Origin of the sequence: Cellulosimicrobium cellulans (genome assembly GCF_001722485.1) — a bacterium.
In the GTDB taxonomy this organism is placed as follows: domain Bacteria; phylum Actinomycetota; class Actinomycetes; order Actinomycetales; family Cellulomonadaceae; genus Cellulosimicrobium; species Cellulosimicrobium cellulans_A.
The window spans coordinates 1-3,026 of record NZ_LWGL01000253.1 but is presented as its reverse complement, the minus strand read 5'-3'; the positions used below and the strand labels follow the sequence as shown (position 1 = coordinate 3,026).

Annotated in this window: 2 protein-coding genes; one reads left to right on the top strand and one right to left on the bottom strand. The window is 74.8% G+C overall.

Annotated elements, in window-relative coordinates; all coding sequences use genetic code 11:
* A partial coding sequence (locus JZ5iCDA_RS16570; RefSeq protein WP_069388129.1) for a DNA gyrase/topoisomerase IV subunit A occupies positions 1 to 1,676 on the bottom strand: 1,676 nt, incomplete at its 3' end.
* A gap of 231 nt (positions 1,677 to 1,907) precedes the next feature.
* Here JZ5iCDA_RS16570 and JZ5iCDA_RS16565 point away from each other — a divergent pair.
* Positions 1,908 to 3,026: GNAT family N-acetyltransferase (locus JZ5iCDA_RS16565; RefSeq protein ID WP_139123189.1), on the top strand; the 1,119-nt coding region annotated here is incomplete at its 3' end.

Sequence of the window (3,026 nt, the reverse complement as noted above, 5' to 3'; positions counted from 1 at the left end):
GTCGTCGCGCGGACCCGCGCGCGCAGCACGTCGTGCGCCGCCCGCGCGCCGGTGCGCGCCGGCTCGGTCTCGTCGCTCGTGCGCGCGAGCAGGCCGGTCGCGGAGTACAGGACCCAGCACGGGGTGTCGGCGACCTCGAGCGGCACCGCGGCCGTCGTCGTGGGGGCGGCGCCGGCCGACTCGAGGAGGACGGTGCGCCGCGGCGTGCCGTAGGTCTTGGCGACCTCGGCCATCTCGGCGGACACGACCGCGCGCAGCCGCGCGTCGTCGCCGAGGATCTCCTCGAGCTCGGCGATCTCGCGCCGCAGCTCCTCCTGCTCCTTCTCGAGCTCGATGCGCGAGAACTTCGTCAGGCGGCGCAGCTGGAGCTCGAGGATGTACTCGGCCTGCGGCTCGGAGAGGTCGAACACCGTCTGCAGCCGCTCGCGCGCGGTGCGCGCGTCGTCGGAGGACCGGATGACCTGGATGACCTGGTCGATGTCGACGATCGCGATCAGCAGGCCGTCGACGAGGTGCAGGCGCTCGGAGCGCTTGCGCAGCCGGTACGCCGACCGCCGGCGCACGACGTCGATGCGGTGGTCGACCCACACGGCGAGCAGCTCGCGCAGGCCGAGCGTGCGCGGCTGGCCGCCGACGAGCGCGACGTTGTTGATGCCGAAGGAGTCCTCGAGCGGCGTGAACTTGTACAGCTGCTCGAGCACCGCCTCCGGGTTGAACCCGGTCTTGACCTCGACGACGATGCGCAGCCCGTGCTCGCGGTCGGTGAGGTCGGTGGCCGCCGTGACGCCCTGGATCTTCTTGGCCTTGACGCCCTCGGCGATCTTCTCGATCACCTTCTCGGGGCCGACGACGTACGGCAGCTCGGTGATGACGATGCCCTTGCGGCGCGGCGTGAGGTTCTCGACGCGCGCCGTCGCGCGCGTGCGGAACGACCCGCGACCCGTGCGGTAGGCGTCGCGCACGCCGTCGAGCCCGACGATCTTTCCGCCCGACGGCAGGTCCGGCCCCGGCACGAAGCGCATGAGCGCCTCGAGGTCGGCGTCCGGGTTCTTCACGAGGTGCCGCGCCGCCGCGATGACCTCGACGAGGTTGTGCGGCGGCATGTTCGTCGCCATGCCGACGGCGATGCCGGACGCGCCGTTGACGAGCAGGTTGGGGATCGCCGCGGGCAGCACCTCGGGCTGGGTGAGCTTGTTGTCGTAGTTCGGGACGAAGTCGACGACGTCCTCGTCGAGGTTCGTCGTCATCGCGAGCGCGGACGGCGCGAGGCGCGCCTCGGTGTACCGGGAGGCGGCGGGACCGTCGTCGAGGGAGCCGAAGTTGCCGTGCCCGTCGACGAGCGGCAGCCGCAGGGAGAAGTCCTGCGCGAGGCGCACGAGCGCGTCGTAGATCGCGCCGTCGCCGTGCGGGTGCAGCTTGCCCATCACCTCGCCGACCACGCGCGCGGACTTCACGTGGGCGCGGTCGGGCCGCAGGCCCATGTCGGCCATCATGTAGAGGATGCGGCGCTGCACGGGCTTGAGGCCGTCGCGCGCGTCGGGCAGGGCGCGCGAGTAGATGACGGAGTACGCGTACTCGAGGAACGAGCCCTCCATCTCGGTCGCGACGTCGACGTCGACGATCGTCTCGTTCACCGCGCCCGGGTCGAGCGAGGGGGTCGAGGGCTTGCGCGCCATGGTCGTGCGGGCTCCTGCCGGTCGGTGCGTCGGAGGACGCGGGTCGGTGTCGCGGATCTGCGTCGCGGTCCGGACGTGGTCCTGGTGGGGCGGACGGTCGATCGCCGCACGCGAGGGTAGCCCACGCGTCCGACACGCCCGCGCCGTCCCCGGGCGCCACGTCGATTCTCCTCCGCCCGGCGGGTGCGTCGGCGCAGGCGCACCGCGCGGGGGAGTGCATAGCCTGGGGTCGTGAGCGACGACGGCGCCGCCGGCACGGACCCGGTGGACACGTACCCGGTGGAGTGGGAGGCGGACGTCGTGCTGCGCGACGGGACGACCACGCACGTGCGCCCCATCCGGCCCGGTGACGCCGACGCCCTGCAGCGGTTCCACGTCGGCCAGTCGGAGCGCTCGACGTACCTGCGGTTCTTCGCGCCGCTGCAGCGGCTGCCCGAGCGCGACCTCGCGCGCTTCACGCACGTGGACCACCGTGACCGCGTCGCGCTCGTCGCGGTCCGCCCCCGCGCCGACGCCGCGGGTGCCGACCGGGCGGAGCAGGACGGCGCCCCGGGGGTCGGCGACCCCGGCCGCGAGGACCAGGACGGCGTCGACATCATCGGGGTGGCGCGGTTCGACCGGACGTCGGCCCACGAGGCCGAGGTCGCGTTCAACATCGCGGACGCGGCGCAGGGCCGCGGGCTCGGGTCCGTGCTGCTCGAGCACCTCGCCGCCGCCGCGCGCGAGCGCGGCGTGCGCCGGTTCACCGCGGACGTGCTGCCGCAGAACGGGCGGATGCTCGCCGTCTTCCGCGAGGCCGGCTACGAGGTCCAGCAGCAGATGGACGACGGCCTCGTCATGGTCAGCGTCGACCTCGACCCGACGGAACGCTCCCGGGCCGTCATGGCCGACCGCGAGCACCGCGCCGAGGCGCGGAGCATGCAGGGGCTGCTCGGCGCGCAGAGCGTCGTGCTCGTCGGGCCGCCGGACCCGCCCGCGGGCGAGGAGCCCGCGGTCGAGGTACTCCTCGCGCGTCGGGCGCTCGCGGCGCTCGCCCGGGGCGGCGGCCTGGCCGTGCACGCGGTCGGGCCGTCGACCGCCGACGTGCCCGCCCTGCCCGACGAGCCCGGCGGCGCGCGGGTCGCCGTGCACGCCTCCCTCGCCGAGGTCCCGGGTCCCGTCGACCTCGCCGTCCTCGCGCTGCGCCCGCCCGAGGCGATCGACGCGGTCCGCCGCCTCGCGCGCCTGCAGGTGCGCGGCGTCGTCGTGCTGTCGGCCGGGTACGCCGAGACGGGGGAGGAGGGGCTCGCGCTGCGGCGCGAGCTGCTGCGCGCCGCTCGCACCGGGGGGCTGCGGGTGGTCGGGCCGGCG